This window comes from Halobacillus sp. A1 (assembly GCF_024189295.1).
Taxonomy (GTDB): Bacteria; Bacillota; Bacilli; order Bacillales; family Halobacillaceae; genus Halobacillus_A.
Genome location: NZ_JAIZEN010000014.1, coordinates 63,496 through 85,081 on the forward strand (window position 1 = coordinate 63,496; position 21,586 = coordinate 85,081).

The following is a 21,586-nucleotide window of genomic DNA, read 5'->3' on the forward strand; positions in this document are numbered from 1 at the left end:
AGACTTGTCATGCTGAATTTCTTACAACGTATCGGGAAATCGCTGATGTTCCCGATTGCGACTTTACCTGCAGCTGCGCTGCTTGTGCGCCTTGGCATGGATGATATGTTTGATATCCCATTCGTGACGGCGGCCGGAAACGGCATCCTTGAAAATCTCTCGCTCATTTTTGCGATCGGGATTGCGATGGGATTTGCGAAGGATGGCAGCGGAGCAGCTGCACTCGCTGGTGCTGTCGGGGTTTTAGTACTTGAAAGTGGAATCGAAGGGATCAATGATGATATTGATATGGGGGTATTTGCCGGGATCATCGCAGGTGTTATCGCCGGGATGCTTTATAACAAGTATCACGATGTGCAGTTCCCTGAGTTTCTTTCCTTCTTTGGAGGGAAAAGGTTTATACCGATTATTACGTCTCTTGTCATGGTCGCTCTTTCATTTGTTTTTGGATACTTATGGGTGTACCCGCAATACGTACTGGACTCTACCGCCAACTGGATCTTAAATTCAGGTGAAATCGGTGTCGGCGTATACGGGGTGCTGAACCGCTTGTTTATTCCAGTCGGCTTGCACCATGTGATGAACACGATCATCTGGTTTGATTTTGGTACGTTCACGGCGGCGTCAGGAGATGTCGTACGAGGTGAAATCAATCGTTTCTTAAACGGAGATCCGGATGCCGGGTACTTCTTAGCCGGGTTCTTCCCGATTATGATGTTTGGCCTTCCAGCTGCTTGTTTAGCGATGTATGCAGCGGCGAAGAAGCATCGTAAAGCGGCGGTTGGCGGCATGTTCTTAAGTATCGGATTGACTTCTTTCTTAACTGGGGTCACGGAACCGATCGAATTCTCGTTCATGTTCCTATCTCCACTGCTTTATTTTGTCCATGCTTTATTGACAGGGGCTGCGATGGTCGTCGCCTATATGCTTGATATTCGTCATGGATTCGGATTCTCCGCAGGGTTGATCGACTTTTCCTTGAATTATGGAATCGCTCAGAATCCGCTGCTGCTCGTAGTTGTCGGTTTAGTGTTTGCCGCTATTTATTTCGTGGTGTTCTACTTCTTGATCATCAAGCTCGATTTGAAAACGCCGGGCCGTGAAGATGAGGATGAAGATTTTGTTGAAGAAACACAGGAAGTCGGCCAGCCGGGGAATGAAATGAACGATCAGGATGTCAAAGCCTATCGTTACATTGAAGCACTGGGCGGTGCGAATAACATTAAGTCACTGGATTACTGTACGACGAGGCTGCGCCTGCAGATGGCTGAGCGTGATCAGGTTAATGAAAAAGCATTGAAATCGTACGGTGCTCGTGGAGTGATGAAGGTCGGGAAAGAGAATCTTCAGGTCATCGTCGGCACGTCGGTCGAATTTTTAGCGGAAGCGATGAAGAAGCGGATGGAGCAGGGAAATCCAGCTCCTTCACAACCTGCAACAGGGCCAACAAAGCAGAAGCAAGCTTCCCGCGAACTGCGTCAGCTGAATGAAAAGGACTTCGTCATGCCGGTCAAAGGTACGGTGCTGCCGCTTGAAGAAGTGCCGGATGAAGTGTTTGCTCAAGGCATGATGGGACCTGGATTTGCTATTGATCCTGCAGAAGATACGTTCCGTTCACCTGTAAGCGGCAAAGTCGTTCAAGTTTTTCCAACGAAGCATGCGATCGGACTGGAAACGGACAATGGTCTGGAAATTCTCATTCATATTGGACTTGATACAGTCAAACTGGACGGCAGAGGGTTCGAAACGCTCGTACAAACAGGACAAACCGTTCAACAGGGCGACCCTCTCGTGCGGGTAGATCTTCATTTTGTGAAAAGTAATGCTCCTTCGATCGTGACGCCGGTTATTTTCACCAACCTGGAAAAAGAGTCATTGACGCTTCATAAGAATGGTGCGCAGTCTGAAGGACAGACAGGGATCATTACGATCCGCTAATAATCAGGGAGAAGCCTATTGCTTCTCCCTCACTTGATGAAAAGGAGTGAGACGATGGCAGAAAGTATCGAATTTACGAACGTCACCATTGTCACCGAAACAGAGACGCTTGAGTCCGGCTGTGTGTACGTGAAAAACGGAAAAATCACGGGAATTGCACGTGAGCCGATGGGCGGGGCTGAACTGACGGTGGACGGTAAAGGGAAACAGTGGACACTCGTTCCTGGATTCATCGATGTTCATATTCATGGCGCCAATGGTCATGATGTGATGGATGCAAGTAAAGAAGCAGTGGCCGGGATGGCTGCGGTTTTGCCGAAAGAAGGGACGACCAGTTTCTTAGCGACGACGATGACCCAGTCAGATGAACAGATCTCGGAGGCTGTGAAAAATATAGGCGGCTATATGGCTGAAAAGCAGGAAGAGGGCCGTGCTGAAGTGTTAGGCATTCATCTTGAAGGCCCGTTCATATCTAAACATAAAGCTGGCGCCCAGCCGGTGGACCATATTGCAGTGCCTTCTGCCGAACAGTTCGATCAATGGCATCAGCTAAGCGGGGAAAATATCCGGCTCGTTACGTTAGCTCCTGAAGTAGACGGGGCGCTTGATTTTATTAAGCATGTGACAGCCGACGGCATCGTCGCTTCGATCGGGCATACGGAAGCGACATTCGATCAAGTAACTGAAGCGGTGCAGGCCGGTGCGCGTCACGTCACTCATCTATACAACCAGATGAGCGGCATGCATCACCGTGAACCTGGCGTGGTCGGTGCAGCTTTTTTACATGAGAAGTTAATGGTGGAAATGATCGTCGACCACGTCCATTCCCGTCCTGAATCGATTCAGCTCGCATATTATCATACGCAGGCGGACCGGACAATTTTGATTACTGATGCGATGCGGGCGAAGTGTCTTCCTGAAGGGGCCTATGACCTCGGAGGCCAGCAAGTGCAAGTGAAGGGTAAAGAAGCCCGCTTATCGGACGGAACGTTAGCGGGGAGTATTTTGACGCTTGAAGAAGCAGTCGCTAATATGAAACAGGATACGAACCTGATGATCGAAGACCTCGTGTCCATTACTTCAACGAACGCGGCGAGGCAGCTAGGTGTCGATGACCAGAAAGGAAGTATCGCCGAAGGAAAAGACGCGGACCTCGTCCTATTAGATGAAGACTTCCGCGTTGTCATGACCGTGTGCCGGGGCATACTCGCACATGACCGCAGGGAGGATCAAGCATGAACATCATCATCACGAAAGACAATCAGGAATTAAGTGAAAAAGCATGCGGCATCATTGAAAAACAAGTGAACGACAAGCCGGATTCTGTGCTCGGACTGGCTACCGGAGGGTCTCCTTTAGGTACGTATAAACAACTGATCAACGGCTGCCAGGAGCGTTCCGTCAACTATGAAAACGTGAGCACGCTGAACCTTGACGAATATATCGGATTGGACAAAAACGATCCGCAAAGCTATCATTTTTTTATGAAGAAGCATCTATTTGACCACATTAATATCCGCCCGGAAAACACATACATTCCAAACGGGAAGGCTGTGAATCTTGGCGACGAGTGTGAACGCTATGAACAGCTGATCGATGATATCGGCCCGCCCGATTTGCAGCTGCTCGGCATCGGGCAGAACGGACACATCGGCTTCAATGAACCTGGCACCTCTTTTCAAAGCGAGACGCACATCATCGAGCTGGAAGAGTCAACAAGGCGAGCCAACGCCCGATTTTTCGATTCGTTGGACAAGGTGCCGAAGCAGGCCATCACGATGGGGATTCAGTCGATTTTAAAAAGTGAAAAAATCGTCATCATTGCCTCGGGCGAAAGGAAAGCCGACGCCATTAGAAGCCTGCTGGAAGATGAACCCGACGAAAACATGCCAGCCTCTGCCTTACGAGCTCATAAACATGTTACGCTGATTGTAGATGAAGCCGCTTATCAAAAAGCCGGGCACTGAGAGGAGACCACAAACACTATGGTAGATAAGAAGTCACCACTCCCTATGTATTATCAGATCGAAGAAGACATCAAACAGCGGATCGAGAAGGAGGAATTCCGTCCTTCCGATATGATCCCATCCGAACGCGAACTGTCGGAAACATTCGACGTCAGCCGGATGACCGTGCGCCAGGCGCTCAACAACCTCGTCAGCGAAGGGATTTTATACCGGGAAAAGGGAAGAGGAACCTTCGTCGCGGAAAAGAAAATCGAACAGCCGCTGCAAGGGATGACCAGCTTTACAGAAGACATGAAAGCAAGAGGGATGGAGGCGAGCAGTAAACTGCTCGTTTTCGAAAAAACGACCGCTCCTTATGATATCTCCCGCAAGTTGAACGTAAAAGAAGATGCAGACGTTTATAAAATTCAAAGAATCCGCTACGCCGACCAGAAACCGATGGCGATTGAGACGAATTACCTTTCCGCCGCCATGTTTCCAGATTTGGATGAACAAACTGTCCTCGGTTCTTTGTACAGCTACGTGGAAAAAAAGAAAAAACAGCCGATCGCTAAAGCGAGTCAAATGATCGAAGCGACGACCGCCGATGAAAACCAGGCCGCCTTACTGGACATTCCAGTCGATGCCGCCATCTTGTACATTGAGCGTAACAGCATCTTAAGCGACGGCACGCCATTTGAAGTCGTCAAATCAGCCTACCGCGCCGACCGCTACAAATTCATCAGCGACATTTACCGTACGTAAGGAGTGGAAAGCTTGTCCTATTTATCCAAAGCAGCCGCACACATCAGCCAATTAGAACAAACTACCAACGACCAGTTGACCGCCATCAGCCAAACAATTGCCAAACGATTGAAATCAAGCGGCATCATTCACTTGTTCGGCTGCGGCCACTCCAGCCTCCTGGCCCAGGAACCCTATTACCGGGCGGGGGGACTTGTACCCGTGCGCCCGCTCATCATCGAACCCCTCACCCTCAGCCAGGGAGCCGTCCAATCAAGTGAATATGAAAAAACAGATCACTTTGTCCACGATTACCTGACCAAAGAAGACATCCGAAAAGAAGACGTACTGATTGTTATCTCAACATCAGGCCGCAACCCGGCACCCATCGACACCGCCGCATATGCACGGGAATGCGGAGCGTACGTCATCGGCCTCTTGTCAGCACAATACGCCGCGACCCAGCCTTCCCGCCACCAGTCAGGAAAAAGATTAGAAGACGTCGTCGACACGGTCATCGATACCCAAATACCTGTAGGCGATGCCGCGATCACAGAAGAAGGCATCTCCGAAGCATTTGCCCCGTTGTCATCAGTGGTTGGGACTGCTCTAATTCATGATCTCCTGGCTAAAACGATCGTAGGCCTGAAGGAGATGGGAGAAGATCCTCCTATTTTCAGAAGTGGAAATGTGGATGGGGCTGACGAGCATAATCGTAAGCTAGTGAAGCGTTATAGGGATCGGATTGAGTTTTGAAGGATGTCAAGTTCATTAAAAGGCTAAACCGTACAAGGTTTAGTCTTTTCTTATCCTTTTGAATGAGAAATTACCCGCAGTCCATTTGAAACATCAATTTCCCCATGGTAATTAGCGGGTCGTTTTATGCTGATTTATTTGATATGCTTGAAAAAACTAATGAGGTATTTTACTAACGGGGGGATATGAGTATTGAAGTTGAAGCATCTATTACTTTCAATTTTAACGATTTTCATATCGTTAACTGGATGCAGTCATAATGAATCTAGTGCGAACGAAACGGCTGAAAGCTTTTCTGACAAAGAGGAAGCGACCCGCCATTTCCTTCAAGAAAACCCGAAAAGTGATATAGAATACATTCAAACAACGGAAGACGACGATCTATTTATCGAACGCTCAGGCAATCACCAGTACAGGGTCCATGGAATGAAAAAAGAAAATGAAGAGTTCTCCGTTGTGAAACTTACAGCTTCATTGTCCCTTCATAATTCTAATGCAGGAAGCGGCGAATTCACTTCTTCTGATAGGAATGAATACACTTTCTTAATCGTTAAGAAAGGTAGTTTAGATGAACTAAATGCGGATACGAGAAACACCTATACAGTTTCACCGATTTACTCAGGAGATGCAGAACTGTCGTTAACGAAAAATGATGATCTCAAATCTCCTGCAAACGTTATTCAAACGTCAGAAATGATTGCTGATTCAAATAGTTCTGCTTCAAAAGAGTAAGTAAAAAAGAACGCTTGGATATTAGTACCCAAGCGTTCTTGATGCTATTTATTTGGTTTTCTCCCCGCATCAGAACTCCGTAAAACAAGGAGACTTAAACTACCTCGTCAGGCACAGCGCTTCCGCGTGGATCCAGCTTATAATACAGAGGATACGCTCTCGTATAGCAGAACTGAATAACGGGTCCAAGGAACAGCATCGGTGCTATCGTTCCAAGTCCCACAGGGCCTCCAATGATCAGGGCAAGAGATGTCATGAACACCGCTACTGCGGTTTGCCCGGCCTGAATACTTAATTTGAAGCGAGCACTGACAGCTAAAAACAGCTGGTCCACCGGCGCACGCGGGAATTGAGGGAGAATATAAATGGCAACTCCCAGGCCGATAAGGGCGACGCCTGTTAATAAAGCCATTACCTGCAGGACGTATGGCGCTGTAGATAGATCCACATTGGAAAAAACGACCTCCAGCCAAAAGTCCAGAATCAGACTTTCCATAAACACAGGAATGACCGCTCTATGCTCAGGTCTCTGTTTCATTAACTGAGCGTTCACAAAAATAATAATGAGCTGAAATGCAGCGTACCAGAATCCGACCGTAAACCCGAGATGCTCGTTTACTCCAATGAAAAAGGCTGTCCAAAAGCCTGCGCCTAACGTAGCGTTAATGAGAAGCGCCACTCCAAAAAAGTTGATCAGCATCCCCAGCAGGTAAACGACAGAACGATAAAGCATGACATACTCCTCCCTTCCATACAATAGTGGTTACATTAGAGGAATTCCTCAGAAATATGACCACATTTTATTAGGGATTATGTAGTGCGTCAATGAAAATTTTTTACTGTAAATGAAGGTTTATATAATCGAACGTAAATTTGCTGGATCCACTGCCAGTACTGGGATAGACACACTTTATTTTCCAGCATTAAACGCAGACCGGGAGCGCGGAATCCATCATTCTTTGAAACCATTTTCAGTGAATTTCGTATACAAGGTAGGTTACTAAAATAAGGAGGAGATGGAATGTCGACGGGAGTATGGGTGCTGATAATTATTGTAGGGGTTTTGACTTTACCGATCGTTGTAGGCATGATTCGTGATCGTTTAGGTTTTTCGGCTAATACCTATTATGGAGATACTGTCGAGAAAACTCCTGATGAATCGAAAGCACAAATTGATGCCAGGGCAGCATGCAATTCACAGAGGAATAGCGCACACGTGCCAGGCGGCTGGAATCCTGGTGAATAATGATCAGCTTCTTTTGAATTTAGAAATATGATCATAATTAGGCAAACCTACCAAAGGGCGGATATCTGATAAAAGGTAAACGCTCTTTCTTTTTATAAAATAATTCTCAGGTAAGAAATGAGGTGACGTCATTGAAAATACTAGAATACGGATCTTTAGTTGCAGCTATCGTTTTAATCCTTATGTATTTCATGCTTCAAGAATCATTTCTAGTGGTAATAGCTTTAGCTGGAGGTGTAAGTTTTTCAGCCCTCCGTCACCTTCGTCGTTATAAAAAATATGACTACGGGAAAGGTCCTATCCTTCAGCAGCCAACAGGGAAACGGTATGATTTTAATAGAGATAGGAATGATATGGATTTCGAAGACGAACCTTTCGATGCCGGTGAGCACGATGATTAGTGGAGATGAATACCATTTTCAATTGTTTTGGCTGGGGGTCAAGTGATGAAGTTATTAAAAGAACGTGTCAAAGAGCTAATATTTTTCTGGAGAGATGATGAAGGGAATTTCAGATGGATCGGTTTTTTCGTAGACCTACCTTTTGTTGTTTTTACTATATATCTGTTGGTTCGTTTAAGCAGTTGGGCGGTTAGCTTTGTATTTTGATTTTTATTTCTTTATAGAAGGAGAAAAGCCTGCTGCTTTTTATGAGGTAGAGTGACAAAGAATGTGTTTCGAAGCTCTTACTTCATAAAAATTCTTTGGGAAGAAGAGGTGTTCTTAGTAGAAGAAAGTTGAGGATAAGATTTCGGTTTTCAACTTTTTTAGTGAGTAAAGAAAATTAGGTGGGGATGAGAAAAATGAACATAGTTGAACAATGGAAGCAGGAAGATAGTAATTTTATAAGGAAAAAAGTAATCGAGCATAATATGGAACAATTGCCGGATGAACTCAAAACGCCTAACGAAAATTTCAGCTTTGTGCTGAGAAACGATAGGGAAGAAATTGTTGGCGGGATTACGGTTAATACGTTTTGGCGTCATATGCACATTGAGTTCCTGTGGGTCGATAAACGTGTCAGAGGTGAAGGATTTGGAAGCAAATTGCTGCAAAAAGTAGAAGAATTAGCAATTGAAAAAGACTGTCGTTTGATTTACCTTGATAGCTTTAGCTTTCAAGCTCCATCCTTCTACATAAACAATGGATATGAAGTTTTCGGCGTTATTGAAGATCATCCAAAGGGGTTTAATCAATATTTCCTACAGAAGAGGTTTGATCGATAGTATTCAACAGCAGGTTCCTGAATAATTAAATGACTAAAGTCAGCCGTTGATGTAGTTCCTGACAGCGAACGGAAAAAGGTTGAAATTTGTTGAATAATCAAATAAAGTCTGAGAAGTTGAATCACACTTAAGCGTCCTTTTATACATAATGAAAATGGTATAATAAATAAAAAGACTGGGAGGCTTAACGATGACAGAAACCTACCAAAACCCCGTTCCTCATCTTTGGTTTGACAAAGAGGCAAAAGAAGCTGCAGAATTCTATGCTTCTATATTCCCTCACTCAGGAATTTCCAACGTGACCACTATCCACGATACGCCTTCAGGTGACTGCGATGTCGTTTCTTTTGAGTTGTGGGGACAGAAGTTCATGTCTATCAGTGCAGGTCCTTATTTTACTTTCAATCCTTCAATGTCCTTCATGGTTAATTTTGACCCATCGAGAGAGAAAGCCGCGGTTGAAAAAATAAATGACGTTTGGGACAAGTTGTCCGACGGTGGAACCGTTTTGATGCCAATGGATAAGTATCCTTTTAGTGAGAAATATGGATGGGTTCAGGATAAGTTTGGTCTGTCATGGCAGTTAATCCTTACCGATCCCAATGGTGAAGAAAGGCCGCCGATATTGCCGTCGCTTATGTTTACTGGCGAGCAGTATGGCAAAGCAGAAGAAGCGGTTCAATTTTATTTATCTGTATTTAAGAACTCAAAAGAAGGACTTATTGCCCGCTATCCTCAAGGGATGGAGCCAGATCAAGAAGGCACAGTTATGTTTTCTGATTTTATGCTTGAGAATCAGTGGTTTACTGCTATGGACAGTGCCCAGGATCATGGATTCAGTTTCAATGAAGCCGTTTCCTTTATGGTATATTGCGATACGCAGGAAGAAGTTGATTATTACTGGGATAAGCTGTCGGCAGTTCCTGAAGCTGAGCAGTGTGGCTGGGTGAAGGATAAGTATGGAGTATCGTGGCAGGTTGTACCGAGAAAAATGGACGAGCTGATGAGCAATGGCACCACGGCACAAATTGACCGGGTTAATAAGGCATTCCTTAAGATGAAAAAAATTAATCTTGCAGAGTTAGAGGAAGCGTATAAGGGATAATATAGAGTGAGTCACAGTACATGCCTGTTGTTTTTAGAAATGATGCTTAAATGTGTCATCTTTTTGTTTGTTTTTTAAGTGAAACTTGTGAGGACAAATATGGTGAAAACTCATCGAATGAAACGATTTTATTAGGAATGTAAACGATTGCTTTAACAACATAATGATAGGACTAATTAAAGTATGTTACAGCGATACTAGATGTAGGGGGATATATTGAAAAAAGATTCGCATTGTTTAACTTTACACTTTAGGAGGAACAAAAATGGAAGCTTTTGAACCTTATTTAAAAGGGGTTGATAACCCTAACCACCGTGAGCGTTTAGAAGAAATTTATACGTGGGTGGCCGAGAGATTTCCGAATTTGGAAGCGCAGATCAAGTGGAACACGCCGATGTTTACCGATCACGGAACGTTTATTGTCGGCATTGATGCAGCGAAGCATCATGTGAGCGTGGCGCCGGAACCAGCTGCGATCACCCACTTTGCTGATGACATTGCTAAAGCGGGTTACAGCTCTACGAAAGGCTTGTTTCGGATTCGCTTTAAAGACACGGTGGATTACGAATTGCTTGAGAAAATCATTGAGTTTAATATACAGGATAAAGCTGACTATACGGATTTTTGGCGGAAATAGATAAACTTTATTCTTATAGATAAAGTTATTAGTCCTATATATAGGTGATTTTCTTATAGCTTATTATAAATTTTTTTCCTTTCTTTATTAAAGGCACGAATAGAAAAATTCGTTTTGATAAAGGAGGGCACCAATAATGGCGATTGTCACATTTCTTCTTATAGGCTGGATACTAAGCTGGTTTAAATTTAATAGCTTGTTCATCCAGGCATTCAAGGAGCTGTTTAATAAGGAAATCTCTGACGCAAGCTACTATTTTGTGCTCTTTTGCATAGGGTTTATTGGAGATTTTATTGTGTTTTTTAAAGGAACGTATGAAATTATTTTGCTCGATTTATAAAAATCTAATGTTCACTAGCCACTCTTATGCATGAAACGGGTGCTTTCCTTGAAGTTATCAAGTGAAAAGACCCGAATTAGTAGAAGGGTGGCTAGTTCGTAGTAATCATACCAGGGCATAAAAAGGAGAGTTTGTCGTGTTTTTTAAAAATATGACAGAAAAACAATCTATTTATTGGAGAAAAGGAGCAGTAATTGGCTTTTATACATATTTGATTCTGTTATTTATTGATCTTACCTACGATCTTCTATTCGCAGCACATGCTTTTTCCACAACTTTTATATTTTGGGGTGGGCTGATTGCTGCATTTGGAACTGAGCTGATTTTTAATTTGAAGGACAAAAGAAAGCTGAGGAAAGGCATATCATAATTTCAAACCTTATAAAATTTGATTAGTTAATCACCAGTAAAAGAGAGGACGGGGAAGGAGGATGAAAGAAACCATTGAACAGAGAGTAATCGAAACCTTTCATTATTTACATAAACACGCAGAAATCAGCTGGGAGGAGGAAGAAACGACGAAGTTTATAGAAAAACTTCTTATAAAGAGCGGCTGCAAAGTGACGACTTTTACCGATTGTACAGGGGTGATCGGTGAGCTTGGAAACTTTAATGCCGGCCTGCCGGTTGTCGGGGTGCGCGCTGATATAGATGCTTTGTGGCAGCTGGTCGACGGGACATTTCAAGCGAATCATTCGTGCGGCCACGATGCCCACATGGCGATGGTGTTAGGACTGCTCTGGAAGCTGGAGAAAGAGCCGGATATTCTTGATAATGTGGCAGTGAAATTCATTTTTCAGCCGGCGGAAGAGAAAATGTCCGGTGCATTGAAAATGGTTGAGAAACAAGTGGTGGATGACGTTGATTATTTATTCGGCATCCATTTGCGGCCAGGGCAGGAAATCCCGCTCGGCGTCGCTTCACCTGTTATTGTACATGGAGCAGCTAAAATGATTCATGTAGAGATCAACGGAATGGATGCCCATGGGGCCAGGCCGCATCTCAACGATAATGCCATTGAAGTTGGAGCGCAAATTGTACATTTATTAAGCAGTATCCACCTTGACCCCCAAGTGCCTCATTCTGTGAAAATGACGAGCTTTCACGCCGGCGGCAAAAGTGCCAATATCATCCCGGGACATGCGACTTTTTCACTCGATCTTCGAGCGCAGAACAATGAGCTGATGGACGAACTAGAGGCAAAGGTACACAGCGTGTTAGACTCGATGGAAAAACACTATGATATAGAGGTGGAAATTACGCATGTAGATGAAGCGGCAGCTGCCCGGACGAATAAAGAAGCAATCGAAATCATGAGTGAAGCCATTTCACAAACCCTCGGGGAAGAACATGTGCACGAACCGCTTATAACTCCAGGAGGAGATGATTTTCATTTTTACACGATTGAAAAACCTGCATTGAAAGCTACAATGCTTGGGCTCGGCTGTGATTTAAAGCCTGGATTGCACCACCCTGAAATGACGTTCAAAACATCGGCTTTGATGAATGGCGTAGATATTTTGTTCCATGCGGTCAAGAAAACGTATGAAATAGATTAATGTTCAATTTACAGATAAAGTAGTTCAGTTTTGGAGTACAAAAGTTCAATTTGTACCCTTTGTTGAACTACTTTTCTTATATCTGATGGTTCGATAGAATTTTTGAAGGAAATGACGAGGGATGATAGTAAAATTTCTATTTCAAAATTTTATTATTGCAAATACAACAAAATCGGGGTAACATAAACACAAAATAATTATTATTGCATTTACAACAATAATATAGATTGAGGAGTTTTTTATGAAAGAAGTACTTCGCGAAATAGGAATGATAGCAAGGGCGTTAGATTCCATAAGTAATATAGAATTCAAAGAGTATGAACTCACGAAAGGGCAGTATTTATACCTCGTACGCATTTGTGAAAATCCAGGAATCATTCAAGAAAAGGTAGCTGAGATGATAAAAGTTGATCGAACGACAGCAGCCAGGTCTATAAAAAAACTTGAAATGAATGGCTTTATTGAGAAGAAAGAAGATGAACATAACAAAAAAATAAGAAAACTCTTTCCAACAGAGAAGGGGACAAGTGTATACCCCTCCATAAAAAGAGAAAACGATTACTCCAATACCGTGGCATTAGATGGATTTTCTGAAGAAGAAGTGGAAACTATGTTCAAACTTCTTCAAAAAGCAAGAAAAAACATAGAAAAAGACTGGGAATTTGTAAAAAAAGGAAACAAAAGAAATTACTAATAGGTAAGGGAGCGACATGATTGAATGACTATACATATTGAAAGATGCACACTTAAAGATGCACACAAACTTCAGGAAATTAGTTATGAAACATTTAACGAGACATTTAAGCATCAGAATTCACCTGAAAATATGAAGGCATATTTGGAAAAATCTTTTAACCTGCCTCAAGTAGAAAAAGAACTATCGAACATTTCTTCTCAGTTCTTTTTTGTTTATTTTAATCATGAAGTCGCTGGATATTTAAAGGCTATTGCATTTTATAAAAATAGGGGATTCATTAAAAAGGGGACTCATTCTTTTTATATGGGCGATGAAAAACAAACGGATTTACTAATGACCAAAAGCTTCAAGTGAATGTTTTGAAAGGTGAAGAGTTATGTATATACCTGGACAATTTAATATGAAGAAAAACCTTAAAAAACGTAAATAAATGCTAATATTTTATCTAGTATTTGCATCCCGATTTGCATCTCTTCAAAATTAATGAGTTACAAATCGGAATGCATCTTATTGTTTGGAATCCAAAGCCTATGCTTGAAGCGTTTCTTTCATTTTTGTCCATGCTACAATTCCGGATATCAACGGGAGGATAGCGACAAGACCTATGGCCCAATCGACATTGATCATGTCTGCGATAATTCCTGCAATTAACGCACCGAACGCGTATCCACTGTCTCTCCAGAACCGATAGACGCCCATGGACGTAGCGCGCCATTCTGGATGGGCCACATCGCTTATGGAAGCGAGTATAGTTGGATAAACCATTGCTGTTCCTATGCCTAGAATAGCAGCTCCAATGATCCATAACAGATAGGTATCAACGACGAGTATAAACCATAAGGAGAAGGCTTGGACAAACATCCCGGATACGATTAGTCTTTTTCTTCCTATTTTATCGCTCCATACGCCGGTCAACAGCTGAAACAAACCCCAGGCCGCTGGATAAATGGCCACCACTATCCCAATCTGACCTACACTTAACCCTCCGGAAGCGAGAAATATTGGGAAAAGTCCCCAAGCCATTCCGTCCTTTAAGTTCGTCGTTAGTCCGGCTAAGCTGTTGCTTGATAAGTTAGGATTTTTCCACGTGGTACGCTTGAAGACTTCCCATGTGGAAACTGGATCAGACTCCTTCTTTTGTTGCTTCGCCTGGGTTTTAAGGTGCTGATCCGTATCTTTTACAATAAGAGATAAAATAAAGCCGATAATGACGAGTGCGATTCCAATATAAAAAGGTTCTGGACTTAAAGAATAAGTGGAGGCCACATAACCAGATATAATTGCCATGAGCGCGACGCCTATATATCCGGCAAATTCATTGAATCCAACAGCTAACCCCCTTTGGGTTGATTTAGCAAGGTCTACTTTCATATTAACTGTCATCGACCAAGTGAGAGCTTGGTTCATACCTAAAAAGATGTTAGCGACAATTACAACCCACCAGGCATGCGCGAAAATAACCATGATTGGGACCAATAAGCCGATCCCCCAGCCGATAAGGAGAACTTGTTTTCTTCCCATTCGATCGGCCAGATCACCTGCGAAGAAATTCACAATCGCTTTTGAAAAACCAAAGCTTACGATAAAGGATAAAGCAGCACTCATGGATGCTAAGCCAAAGCGTTCTTCTCCTATAATAGGCAGAATTGTTCTTTCCAAACCTACCATTGATCCGACAAATAAATTAATAACTACCAATAATACAAATTGACCAATATTTTCTTTTACACCTACTTTGGTTTGAGTCAATTGATTGTTCATCATTCCTCACCTCGTAAAAAGAACCTGATCCAGTTATAAGGTTCTTTCTTATCTTATTTTCCCGAGTTTGTTTTACACATTTCTTCACAGCGCTATTGTTTGATGATGAACGTTCTTTCTTTACCTTCGTTGAGCTGGACCTATTAATGTGAGAAATTTTCTTGATATTGATTCCACTCATGTACACTCGCTTCCAACCTTGCAGCCTCAAAGCCTTCCGATTTTAAAAGCTTAACGGCTTCGGTGGCATAAACACAGTATGGACCACGGCAATAAGCAATCACTTTCTTATCCTTAGGAAGGTTACGAATATAATCATTCAATTCATCCATAGGAATGGAAATGGCTCCATCCAAGTGATCACTAAGATACTCCGCTTTCGGTCGGACATCTATCAGAACGTGGCTGTCATTTTTTTTGAATTCTGCCCATTCCTTAAGTTCTATCGTTTCTAACTCATTTCCTCTAACGATAAAGTTTTCTCGTAGAGCGTTAACCTCAGTTATCTGTTCTTCTGCAACGGATTTTATAGAGAATAGAAGGTCCATAACTTTTCGATTGGCAAGCTCATAAATTACATAATTCTTTTCCCTCTTATACTGAACTAACCGAGCTTCCAGCAATGCTTGTAAGTGTTTAGAAGTGTTTGCCGTCGACATTCCTGTTTCCTTCGATAGCATTTCAACAGACTTAGGGGATTGAGAAAGTAAATCCAGCAATTCTAATCGCTTAGGACTGGACAGAACTTTACCAATGCGGGTGAATTCATTATATATTGTATCCTTAAACGATCTTGCATCCATTCAAAACCACCACCTTTAACTATTAAACTGAATAGTTGAATAGTACCATTCAGAAATATATGTTGTAAAGAATGTGAGACTTATGAAGGTGGGGCATTTTCAAATGGAGGTGAGATTTTAAATAGGAGAACTCTATTAAATATCATTATGGGAGGAGGATGATGAAACATTGACAAATTTATTTTTCAATTTTACAATTCAACTATTCGATTGATTAGTTGAGTATATGGTTAGATAGATAGTTACCCTTGTAAAGGGGAGTAAGACTGTGACATCCGATAATACGTTCTAAAATGAAAATGTGAGAAGGTGCCGGTAAGTGACCTATAACAAGCAGGATTCAATCCAGGAATACATAGATTCTCCCAATAAACTAAAAAAATTGTATAACAAAGTTTTAGTTGTTGTGAGCATATCCCAAATTTTCGGAGGGGCCGGTCTGGCAGCTGGTATTACTGTAGGTGCCCTTTTAGCTCAAAATATGCTTGATACGGATGCTTTTGCAGGAGTGCCGGCAGCTTTATTTACTTTAGGCTCAGCTGCAGCAGCTTGGATAGTTGGGAGACTTTCACAGCGTTATGGACGTCGCACGGGTCTGACAACAGGTTTTATTGTAGGTGGCCTTGGTTCTGTTGGAGTTGTCATTGCAGCCGTGTTGAATAGTGTAATTCTTTTATTTGCTTCCCTGTTGGTTTACGGGGCAGGCACAGCAACCAACTTACAAGCACGTTATGCAGGCACAGACTTAGCTAATCAGAAACAAAGAGCAACGGCTATCAGCATTACGATGGTCATGACCACATTTGGAGCTGTTGCTGGTCCGAATCTAGTGGATGTTATGGGAGAAATTGCTCTTCTTATGGGTGTTCCCGCACTCGCAGGTCCTTTTATTCTATCTGCTATTGCCTATATTCTAGCCGGTCTTGTACTTTTTATCATGCTTCGCCCAGACCCGCTGGATATTGCAAACAGGATCTTGACATTTAATCAAGAAAACGAGCATGAGGTAAATATAGATTTTATTCATAATAAAATAAACAAAAGAGGTCTTACGGTCGGTGCAGCGGTTATGGTGCTGACACAACTTGTTATGGTCGCAGTCATGACTATGACACCTGTCCATATGGCCCACCATGGACTTGGTTTAACTGAAATAGGAATAGTTATAGGGTTTCATATCGGTTCCATGTATTTACCTTCACTTATAACAGGCGTTCTCGTTGATAAAATAGGGCGGACTGCCATGAGCATAGCTTCCGGCATTACACTGTTAATCGCTGGTTTATTAGCAGCAACAGCACCAAATGATTCGGTCGTTTTATTAGTAATAGCTCTTTCTTTACTTGGGTTAGGGTGGAACTTTGGCTTAATTAGTGGCACGGCACAAGTTGTTGATTCGACGGAGCCTTCCACGCGAGCGAAAACGCAAGGAACACTTGATGTTTTTATTGCATTAGCCGGTGCTACTGGGGGAGCTCTTTCGGGAATGATAGTAGCTAGTACGAGTTTCACTGTGTTATCAATAGGTGGAGGACTTTTATCACTAATTCTTATACCTGTTGTGATTTGGTCTCGTAGAGGTTAAGGAAGATAGAATACTTGAGTTGCTCGTCAAAAATTTCAAAATCATAGCAGGGTAGAAGGAGTAACTCTCATTAGTCTTGACCGCCGTGCCGTTATGGAGCTATCTGTTGAATAATTCGGAGCTAGCATTCATAAGAGGAATTCCGCTTGCTGTCGTAAACTGATTCAACAAAAAAAGACAGCTGATTCGCTGTCTTTTCGCTTTATCAATAAAGGGAGTTCGTTGATAAAAGTACCGGTTTGCCTGGCGCAGAAAGTAGTCCTCCGTAATGCTTGATTTTGGTTTGAGCAACAGCAGTGGACCACTCTTTGATTAGTTTTAATTTGGTCAAGCTTTCTCAACAAAGTTTTGTAAGCCTGCCACACTGTGGAAAAGGTGCGTTTTTTCTTATTTTTTCTGAACAACTGCCTGGATAACATGACCCAATCCATTATGTTTTTCACCTTCATTTCGAACAGCTTCCCCATAATAGAAATGAAGCACTTTATGATGTTCTACCCAACTCAGCACATCAGAAGGGTCGTAAAGTAGTTGTTGAGAAGGTGGACCTCCTGTACCATACTCCAGCTGCTTCTCCGAATAGACTTCAAACATAACGATACCGCCTGTTTTTACAGACTGAAGGATGTTCTCTATTAAAAATGGTTGCCCGTATTTAGGAACATGACCAAATACCATAACAGCCGCATCGTACCGCTCACTTTCCACTTTCTCATTGATTAAATCCTTTTGTATGCCTTTTACTTCAACCCGATGCTGTTGAGCCAGCTTCTGCATTTTCTCAAGTCCCGTACTCGATTGGTCATAGGCCTCTGCTTCATGACCTTGGGATGCTAGATAGACGGCATTTCTTCCTTCTCCTTCCGCGAAACAGCCAATCTTTGACTTTACTGGCAGTCTGCCGGCCTGCTCTAAAATAAAATCGTTGACCTCAGTGCCATATACAAACTTTTCTTCCGAAAAACGCTTGTCCCATTGTTCTCTAGACATTGTGAGTCCCCTCCCAGTTGCAAAAACGTTAAGTATGCTCATATTGTAGAGGTGTCGTGTTGGTAAATGGAAGTATTTTGCTTGCATAGGGAAGTAAACGAGTGTCAGCGACTAAAGAATCCTGCTACACCAATGCCTAAAAGGACTACTGTAATTATGACAATTAAAACAATGAGCCATAGCAGGACTTTACCTAAACGACTTTGTATGATCCTCACCCTCTTTCGCCTTTTAAAATCCCTAAACAACATTTGTAATTGAGAATTCTGTCTCCTTATTAATTACCATTATTTAGGTTGTTGGTAAACCTTTTTACTGTAACTTTATAAAATATTGTTTCTTATTGAAAGATAATTAGTTGTGGTCAGCACCATCTTCATGAATTTAGGATTTTTTGTATTTGTAATCCTGTATGTGTTTTTCTTCTATTATCCAATTAAATCTCTTAATATCAGTAAAACATCATAGGTTATATGTATATTTTCTAATTAACTAGACTAACTTATAACGCTAAGCGGCAGCTCAGATTAAGCCTAAAGAATCAAAGCACTTTTCAGCCAATATAAAAAGCTGGCATCTTTGAATGTCAGCTTCTTTTAGTCTGTCCGTACTTTGTTTTTTTCTGGTGATTATAACAGAGAGATCAGCAATTTTTAATAAATCTAATCAAATTATTAATCATCTCTAAATGCATATCATCATTTTTTTTACTGTATTTATACTCCTTCTTTAGATTTAACAGTGAGTGTTCGTTTAATCTACGTCTCAGCAAATGGTTCATATCACTATATATTTTCGTTTCTGCCCCTGTATTAGCAGCAAAATCTCTTGCAGAACCTGGTCTCACCTGTACATCTTTCCCACCCTCAACAGCCAATGAGTGAGAGGGAACATATTGCGTGTAGTCTTTTATCTTATAGTTTTGAAATTCTCTTAGCCATTTGGCATTTAATTTAGTTCCTTTGTATTTAATAACATCCTCCGTGTTAGAATAAAGTACTTCATGAAATTTTTTAGTTTGTTTTTCAATTTTTTTGTTTATGTTTAATAATTTAAAGATGAATCCTTTCATTCCAGTAGCTTTCGATATTTCTTCTTTTATTTTTATGTTCTGGTAGTCGAGCAATTCCTTTCCTTCATCGAAAGAACCACACAGGAAAACAAAGCCATTAACATCTTTCTCTTTCAAAATAGCGGGTCCGGTTATGGCTCCCTCGCTGTGCCCGATAACAACTATCCGCTCAACTAAGGAATGGTTCTGAAGGTATTCCAGCCAATGCCTTGCATCATTAATGAAATCCCAGACTCCAGATTTGAGGTAGTTACCTTCGCTTTTTCCTGCTCCTCTTTTATCAAAACATAAAGTGATCAGCCCTGCATTATTTAGAAGGTCAGCTAAATCCTTATATACGTTCATATGCAGTTTAGTGGAATTGCCATGGCGGTCTACTTGCCCGGAACCTGGAACTAGCAGTACAGCGGTACCATTATGATGTTCTGGTATTGCAAGAGTTGCATAAAGTTTATCTTCTTGTACTTGGAGGATGATTTCTTGCTCATTCTTCATTATGGGACACCTCTTTTAAAATAGTAATGGTATAAAGATAAGCTGCATTCCGATATGTGCAGTCATGTGGGATAATACGCTGAACCAGAACCCATACTTCCAATATAAGTAACCAAAAAACATACCGCCTAAGCCATTAAGGATCAGAGCTCTAATAACAATTATTGGGTTCAGCTCACCAAAAAGGACTTCATTAGCAGGCAGATGAGCTATAGCAAAAATAACACTCGTTACAACAATTGCTCCCCAATAATAAATGGCAGGCAGGTTATTACTTTTTCGAAATTTAAGTACCAAAAAAATAATCAAAGTCATTCCAAAGAGTCGTAACATGACTTCTTCAACTATACCTCCATAAAAAACCCCTCCCAACAATCCTTCAACAGAAGGCGCGGGAGTATGCATCTCCAATTCCGGCAGTAAATGAGGGAAAATCCAGACGTCACTTGCCTGGATACTAAACCCAGTTAATAATCCTAACAATATTGAAAGAAAAGTCCCACGGCGCTTCTTACCTTTGTGCATCATTTCAAATGGTGTCTTCTTTTGTAAGGCCATACCAATAATACTAAATAAAAAAGTCAATATTCCAGCCTGAATTGTCAATATCAAAATAAGTGTTTTTTTATTAGGAAGATCCAGTGTATTACTGAAATTTGTGTCCTGAGCAATAAAGTAGCCGCCTATAGCCCCAAAAAGGCATAAGATAAAACTTATGGTCAGAATTCTTTTCAAAGCGGTTCACCTCTATTCTAATTTTCACGATCAACTTCTGGAAGGAAGATTTGGAACATTTGAACAGTTTTACCTTGATTATTCTCTTTTCTTTTTCCGTATTTTTCATAAACTTCCAAAAGGTCTTTCCTCATGTTGGCAAATTCGTCTTCTGTTAAATCCAAATCCAGTTGATTAAATCCAAAGGGGTCTTTCTCAATATTTTTATTACTTTTGATGTATTCTTCTGTTTTATTCAAGAGATAGAAATAGAGAGTGGTAAACAGTTGAATTTGCTCATCTTCACTCATTGTCATAAAATCTTCTGCGTTGATACGGGCACCGTTTTCTTGCAAAGCATATGTTTTTTCTAATGCCCCTCGTATTTTTTTCTCCTCGATAACATGAATTATATTTTCCTCATTTAAAATTTTTAAATGCCGATATAGCGTTGCCTGTGGAATTTGAGGCAGCCCTTTTACTATTTCGTAACTGGTAGCAGCACCTTTTGAAAGATATTGAATAATCTTCATTCTTACCGGATGTAAGATTACATTTTCTTTAGATTTACTGATAATAAATCCTCCTCTCATTGTTATCATTATTGATAATGATAACAGTATATAATATAATTTACATAAGTTCAATATCTATATTTTGTAATATTAAAGACCTTAAACTATTTTTATAAACAAAAGTTAAAAGAAGGTGATGACATCGTAATTCGACGTTATTATAATAACGACTTACCCTATGTACTTCATATTTTTGAGCAGTCTTCAAAAATTGATCATTCATTTATGTCTAAAGAGTTTTTGGAAAAAGAAATCGAGAATCTCAAATACAACTATATTCATCAAAGCGAGACGTGGGTCTACACACTAAACGGTCGTCCTGTCGGTTTTATAAGCTTATTGGGCCATGAGATAGGCGGACTATTCGTTAGTCCAGGATTCCAATCTCAAGGAATTGGCACGCAATTAGTAGATTTTGCATATAAGAACCGAAAAAAACTAACAGTGAACGTTTTTGAAAGAAATACAAAGGCGGAAGATTTTTACAAAAAAAGAGGATTTGACTTTATATCCGGCCATAAACACTCTAGCGGGTATCATCTTTTGCATCTGGTGAAAACATGAATGAATAAATTCCTGCCAGAAAAAAGAGTACAGTATGATATATAATAGAGGATAGTAAAATTTAAACTCAATGGTCTAAGTTATATTTTTGTTTTTATGATC

At 41.4% G+C, this 21,586-nt stretch carries 25 protein-coding genes; 18 read left to right on the forward strand and 7 right to left on the reverse strand.

The features are described 5' to 3' along the window. Nucleotides 1–9: 9 nt before the first annotated feature. From nagE to LF817_RS14490, 6 genes are all read left to right on the forward strand, one after another. Nucleotides 10–1,938, forward strand: a complete 1,929-nt coding sequence (gene nagE, locus LF817_RS14465; RefSeq protein ID WP_253936518.1) for an N-acetylglucosamine-specific PTS transporter subunit IIBC — start codon at nucleotides 10–12, stop codon at nucleotides 1,936–1,938. Nucleotides 1,939–1,992: 54 nt separating this feature from the next. Beyond that, nucleotides 1,993–3,177, forward strand: coding sequence for an N-acetylglucosamine-6-phosphate deacetylase (gene nagA / locus LF817_RS14470; RefSeq protein WP_253936519.1), 1,185 nt, complete (start codon nucleotides 1,993–1,995; stop codon nucleotides 3,175–3,177). Beyond that, the gene (nagB, locus tag LF817_RS14475; RefSeq protein ID WP_253936520.1) at nucleotides 3,174–3,905 is read left to right on the forward strand and encodes a glucosamine-6-phosphate deaminase; all 732 of its coding nucleotides are present in this window, start codon (nucleotides 3,174–3,176) and stop codon (nucleotides 3,903–3,905) included. The genes nagA and nagB overlap by 4 nt, the downstream gene beginning before the upstream one ends. A gap of 18 nt (nucleotides 3,906–3,923) precedes the next feature. Then, nucleotides 3,924–4,649, forward strand: coding sequence for a phosphonate metabolism transcriptional regulator PhnF (gene phnF, locus LF817_RS14480; RefSeq protein ID WP_253936521.1), 726 nt, complete (start codon nucleotides 3,924–3,926; stop codon nucleotides 4,647–4,649). A 3-nt stretch (nucleotides 4,650–4,652) separates the two neighbouring features. Then, a complete protein-coding gene (locus LF817_RS14485; RefSeq protein ID WP_253936522.1) occupies nucleotides 4,653–5,384 on the forward strand; it encodes a sugar isomerase domain-containing protein in 732 nt (243 codons plus the stop codon). 192 nt (nucleotides 5,385–5,576) lie between these two features. Beyond that, nucleotides 5,577–6,116 (forward strand): hypothetical protein, encoded by a 540-nt coding sequence (locus tag LF817_RS14490; protein ID WP_253936523.1) that lies wholly within the window; start codon nucleotides 5,577–5,579, stop codon nucleotides 6,114–6,116. 94 nt (nucleotides 6,117–6,210) lie between these two features. On the opposite strand, the gene LF817_RS14495 is transcribed toward LF817_RS14490, so the two are convergent. After that, nucleotides 6,211–6,849, reverse strand: coding sequence for a YczE/YyaS/YitT family protein (locus LF817_RS14495; protein WP_253936524.1), 639 nt, complete (start codon nucleotides 6,847–6,849; stop codon nucleotides 6,211–6,213). Nucleotides 6,850–7,137: 288 nt separating this feature from the next. On the opposite strand from LF817_RS14495, the gene LF817_RS14500 reads away from it, so the two are divergent. The 10 genes from LF817_RS14500 (at nucleotide 7,138) to LF817_RS14545 (ending at nucleotide 13,279) form a co-directional block, all read left to right on the forward strand. Continuing rightward, nucleotides 7,138–7,362 (forward strand): hypothetical protein, encoded by a 225-nt coding sequence (locus LF817_RS14500; protein WP_253936525.1) that lies wholly within the window; start codon nucleotides 7,138–7,140, stop codon nucleotides 7,360–7,362. Between the two features lie 131 nt (nucleotides 7,363–7,493). Then, entirely contained in the window at nucleotides 7,494–7,763 is a 270-nt protein-coding gene (locus tag LF817_RS14505; RefSeq protein WP_253936526.1) for a hypothetical protein, read from the forward strand. Between the two features lie 401 nt (nucleotides 7,764–8,164). Further along, the gene (locus tag LF817_RS14510) at nucleotides 8,165–8,587 is read left to right on the forward strand and encodes a GNAT family N-acetyltransferase (RefSeq protein WP_253936527.1); all 423 of its coding nucleotides are present in this window, start codon (nucleotides 8,165–8,167) and stop codon (nucleotides 8,585–8,587) included. Nucleotides 8,588–8,777: 190 nt separating this feature from the next. Beyond that, nucleotides 8,778–9,692: a VOC family protein gene (locus LF817_RS14515; RefSeq protein WP_253936528.1), complete on the forward strand. Its 915-nt coding sequence runs from the start codon at nucleotides 8,778–8,780 to the stop codon at nucleotides 9,690–9,692. Nucleotides 9,693–9,957: 265 nt separating this feature from the next. After that, the gene (locus LF817_RS14520) at nucleotides 9,958–10,329 is read left to right on the forward strand and encodes an iron chaperone (RefSeq protein ID WP_253936529.1); all 372 of its coding nucleotides are present in this window, start codon (nucleotides 9,958–9,960) and stop codon (nucleotides 10,327–10,329) included. Nucleotides 10,330–10,465: 136 nt separating this feature from the next. After that, complete coding sequence (locus LF817_RS14525; RefSeq protein WP_253936530.1) at nucleotides 10,466–10,669, forward strand: hypothetical protein; 204 nt, start codon at nucleotides 10,466–10,468, stop codon at nucleotides 10,667–10,669. Nucleotides 10,670–10,805: 136 nt separating this feature from the next. Continuing rightward, on the forward strand, nucleotides 10,806–11,039 hold the full coding sequence (locus LF817_RS14530; RefSeq protein ID WP_253936531.1) for a hypothetical protein: 234 nt from the start codon (nucleotides 10,806–10,808) through the stop codon (nucleotides 11,037–11,039). A 61-nt stretch (nucleotides 11,040–11,100) separates the two neighbouring features. Next, entirely contained in the window at nucleotides 11,101–12,228 is a 1,128-nt protein-coding gene (locus LF817_RS14535; protein WP_253936532.1) for a M20 peptidase aminoacylase family protein, read from the forward strand. Between the two features lie 241 nt (nucleotides 12,229–12,469). After that, the gene (locus LF817_RS14540) at nucleotides 12,470–12,922 is read left to right on the forward strand and encodes a MarR family winged helix-turn-helix transcriptional regulator (RefSeq protein WP_253936533.1); all 453 of its coding nucleotides are present in this window, start codon (nucleotides 12,470–12,472) and stop codon (nucleotides 12,920–12,922) included. Nucleotides 12,923–12,946: 24 nt separating this feature from the next. Then, nucleotides 12,947–13,279, forward strand: coding sequence for a hypothetical protein (locus LF817_RS14545; RefSeq protein WP_253936534.1), 333 nt, complete (start codon nucleotides 12,947–12,949; stop codon nucleotides 13,277–13,279). Between the two features lie 174 nt (nucleotides 13,280–13,453). Here the strand turns inward: LF817_RS14545 and LF817_RS14550 are convergent, their stop codons facing one another. Both LF817_RS14550 and LF817_RS14555 read right to left on the reverse strand, forming a co-directional pair. Then, on the reverse strand, nucleotides 13,454–14,686 hold the full coding sequence (locus LF817_RS14550) for an MFS transporter (RefSeq protein WP_253936548.1): 1,233 nt from the start codon (nucleotides 14,684–14,686) through the stop codon (nucleotides 13,454–13,456). A gap of 143 nt (nucleotides 14,687–14,829) precedes the next feature. Continuing rightward, nucleotides 14,830–15,489: an ArsR/SmtB family transcription factor gene (locus LF817_RS14555; protein ID WP_253936535.1), complete on the reverse strand. Its 660-nt coding sequence runs from the start codon at nucleotides 15,487–15,489 to the stop codon at nucleotides 14,830–14,832. Nucleotides 15,490–15,808: 319 nt separating this feature from the next. Here LF817_RS14555 and LF817_RS14560 point away from each other — a divergent pair, with 319 nt between their 5' ends. Continuing rightward, nucleotides 15,809–17,074, forward strand: a complete 1,266-nt coding sequence (locus LF817_RS14560; RefSeq protein WP_253936536.1) for an MFS transporter — start codon at nucleotides 15,809–15,811, stop codon at nucleotides 17,072–17,074. A gap of 387 nt (nucleotides 17,075–17,461) precedes the next feature. On the opposite strand, the gene LF817_RS14565 is transcribed toward LF817_RS14560, so the two are convergent. The 4 genes from LF817_RS14565 to LF817_RS14580 all read right to left on the reverse strand — a co-directional run bounded on the left by LF817_RS14565 (nucleotide 17,462) and on the right by LF817_RS14580 (nucleotide 20,938). Then, the gene (locus tag LF817_RS14565; RefSeq protein WP_253936537.1) at nucleotides 17,462–18,064 is read right to left on the reverse strand and encodes a class I SAM-dependent methyltransferase; all 603 of its coding nucleotides are present in this window, start codon (nucleotides 18,062–18,064) and stop codon (nucleotides 17,462–17,464) included. A gap of 643 nt (nucleotides 18,065–18,707) precedes the next feature. After that, on the reverse strand, nucleotides 18,708–19,631 hold the full coding sequence (locus LF817_RS14570) for an alpha/beta hydrolase (RefSeq protein ID WP_253936538.1): 924 nt from the start codon (nucleotides 19,629–19,631) through the stop codon (nucleotides 18,708–18,710). Between the two features lie 15 nt (nucleotides 19,632–19,646). Next, nucleotides 19,647–20,366, reverse strand: coding sequence for a CPBP family intramembrane glutamic endopeptidase (locus tag LF817_RS14575; RefSeq protein ID WP_253936539.1), 720 nt, complete (start codon nucleotides 20,364–20,366; stop codon nucleotides 19,647–19,649). A 17-nt stretch (nucleotides 20,367–20,383) separates the two neighbouring features. Next, nucleotides 20,384–20,938, reverse strand: a complete 555-nt coding sequence (locus LF817_RS14580; RefSeq protein ID WP_253936540.1) for a helix-turn-helix domain-containing protein — start codon at nucleotides 20,936–20,938, stop codon at nucleotides 20,384–20,386. Between the two features lie 207 nt (nucleotides 20,939–21,145). Here LF817_RS14580 and LF817_RS14585 point away from each other — a divergent pair, with 207 nt between their 5' ends. Beyond that, a complete protein-coding gene (locus LF817_RS14585) occupies nucleotides 21,146–21,484 on the forward strand; it encodes a GNAT family N-acetyltransferase (protein WP_256558326.1) in 339 nt (112 codons plus the stop codon). The last annotated feature ends 102 nt before the right edge of the window (nucleotides 21,485–21,586 follow it).

What these genes read in the sequence shown, in the direction of transcription:
- nagE (WP_253936518.1), top strand. Translation starts at nt 10, where the DNA reads ATGCTGAATTTCTTACAACGTATCGGGAAATCGCTGATGTTCCCGATT.
- nagA (WP_253936519.1), top strand. Translation starts at nt 1,993, where the DNA reads ATGGCAGAAAGTATCGAATTTACGAACGTCACCATTGTCACCGAAACA.
- nagB (WP_253936520.1), top strand. Translation starts at nt 3,174, where the DNA reads ATGAACATCATCATCACGAAAGACAATCAGGAATTAAGTGAAAAAGCA.
- phnF (WP_253936521.1), top strand. Translation starts at nt 3,924, where the DNA reads ATGGTAGATAAGAAGTCACCACTCCCTATGTATTATCAGATCGAAGAA.
- LF817_RS14495 (WP_253936524.1), bottom strand. Translation starts at nt 6,849, where the DNA reads ATGCTTTATCGTTCTGTCGTTTACCTGCTGGGGATGCTGATCAACTTT.
- LF817_RS14500 (WP_253936525.1), top strand. Translation starts at nt 7,138, where the DNA reads ATGTCGACGGGAGTATGGGTGCTGATAATTATTGTAGGGGTTTTGACT.
- LF817_RS14510 (WP_253936527.1), top strand. Translation starts at nt 8,165, where the DNA reads ATGAACATAGTTGAACAATGGAAGCAGGAAGATAGTAATTTTATAAGG.
- LF817_RS14515 (WP_253936528.1), top strand. Translation starts at nt 8,778, where the DNA reads ATGACAGAAACCTACCAAAACCCCGTTCCTCATCTTTGGTTTGACAAA.
- LF817_RS14520 (WP_253936529.1), top strand. Translation starts at nt 9,958, where the DNA reads ATGGAAGCTTTTGAACCTTATTTAAAAGGGGTTGATAACCCTAACCAC.
- LF817_RS14525 (WP_253936530.1), top strand. Translation starts at nt 10,466, where the DNA reads ATGGCGATTGTCACATTTCTTCTTATAGGCTGGATACTAAGCTGGTTT.
- LF817_RS14535 (WP_253936532.1), top strand. Translation starts at nt 11,101, where the DNA reads ATGAAAGAAACCATTGAACAGAGAGTAATCGAAACCTTTCATTATTTA.
- LF817_RS14540 (WP_253936533.1), top strand. Translation starts at nt 12,470, where the DNA reads ATGAAAGAAGTACTTCGCGAAATAGGAATGATAGCAAGGGCGTTAGAT.
- LF817_RS14545 (WP_253936534.1), top strand. Translation starts at nt 12,947, where the DNA reads ATGACTATACATATTGAAAGATGCACACTTAAAGATGCACACAAACTT.
- LF817_RS14550 (WP_253936548.1), bottom strand. Translation starts at nt 14,686, where the DNA reads ATGAACAATCAATTGACTCAAACCAAAGTAGGTGTAAAAGAAAATATT.
- LF817_RS14555 (WP_253936535.1), bottom strand. Translation starts at nt 15,489, where the DNA reads ATGGATGCAAGATCGTTTAAGGATACAATATATAATGAATTCACCCGC.
- LF817_RS14565 (WP_253936537.1), bottom strand. Translation starts at nt 18,064, where the DNA reads ATGTCTAGAGAACAATGGGACAAGCGTTTTTCGGAAGAAAAGTTTGTA.
- LF817_RS14570 (WP_253936538.1), bottom strand. Translation starts at nt 19,631, where the DNA reads ATGAAGAATGAGCAAGAAATCATCCTCCAAGTACAAGAAGATAAACTT.
- LF817_RS14580 (WP_253936540.1), bottom strand. Translation starts at nt 20,938, where the DNA reads ATGAGAGGAGGATTTATTATCAGTAAATCTAAAGAAAATGTAATCTTA.
- LF817_RS14585 (WP_256558326.1), top strand. Translation starts at nt 21,146, where the DNA reads ATGTCTAAAGAGTTTTTGGAAAAAGAAATCGAGAATCTCAAATACAAC.